Origin of the sequence: Exiguobacterium sp. UBA6309, from assembly GCF_002439205.1 — a bacterium.
Taxonomy (GTDB): domain Bacteria; phylum Bacillota; class Bacilli; order Exiguobacteriales; family Exiguobacteriaceae; genus Exiguobacterium_A.
This window is the reverse complement of the sequence record NZ_DJTL01000041.1, coordinates 4,846-5,979: the sequence shown is the minus strand read 5'-3', so window position 1 is coordinate 5,979 and position 1,134 is coordinate 4,846. Positions and strand designations below refer to the sequence as shown.

Genomic DNA, 1,134 nt, shown 5'->3' with positions numbered 1-1,134 from the left:
ATATGCCGCAAAGGAACACCCAGTAGCGCGTTTACTGAACCTAAATCCGAATTGGAATAGTTATGTCAAACAGGCAGAAAAGAACGGCTATGCGGCGAAAACGTTCAAGACGAAGGATGACTATGAAGGGATCCGGATGCAGAAGACATTCGCGAACTTCAAGGACATGACGTCGATCAAGGACGAATGGAAGACAGGTATCGGAGGGATTCTCATTCCACCTGATACGAAGTTCGACATGAAAAAATCGGACGGATTTTGGTTCGATACGTATCGACTGGATACGAACATCGATCTCAGTATCGATCGTTTGAATATCAAAGGCTATCAACCGACGGGACAGGTCAAGAAACTCGCCGACCGGTATATCCGTCAAGCCGATATCGAGATCAAACTCCACGGTCCGAAAGTGATCGGTCTCCAAAACGGAGAAAAGATCGACTGGTCGAATTATCATGATGTGTCATGGAAATTATACGGAACGAAAGCCAACCAGCTACAGTTGATTGCGTATGTACCGAATCCGACAGGTTGGATCATTACCGGTATCGTGTTATTAATCGGTGTCGGATTATTGCTCTACTGGGTCTTTCACCGTGTCCGCCGTTTGCGCCGGCAACAGTTGAAGACGATTAGTATCTCGCTCCTCGTCTGTTTGATCGTTGGGGGAGGCGCGTGGTGGGTGTTCGCGGAGGATACGTCGAGTGCGCCGCCACCAACGCGTCAGATCGTCACACAAGGAAAGAGTGAAATCGTACCGACGTTCCTCGTCCACGGGCTATTCGGGACGGAGCGGACGTTCGTGCCGATGATTCAAAACTTCACGAATAAAAAAGTCGCCGATGATGGTGGTCGATGTGACGTGACTCGTTCCGGAAAAGCGACTTGTAGCGTCACACCCTCGCCGACCGGCTACCCGCTTGTCCGAATCGTCTTTGCAGACGACGAGGCGAGCCTTGCCGATCAACAAAAGTGGTTGAATGCAGCGATTGCTGCGTATGATGCGAAACAAAAAGCGACCTTTTCCGATATCCAGCTCGTCGGTCACAGCATGGGTGGTGTGGATGTCGTCGCCTATACGGTCCAAGAAGAGATGCCGTATCACGTCCGAAAAGTCGTGACGCTCGACTCACC

The 1,134-nt window shown here is 50.6% G+C and carries 1 protein-coding gene; it reads left to right on the top strand.

All coding sequences use genetic code 11. The features are described from left to right. The coding region (locus tag B3M90_RS14475) for a DUF3153 domain-containing protein (protein ID WP_290784748.1) at positions 1–1,134 on the top strand (1,134 nt) is incomplete at both ends.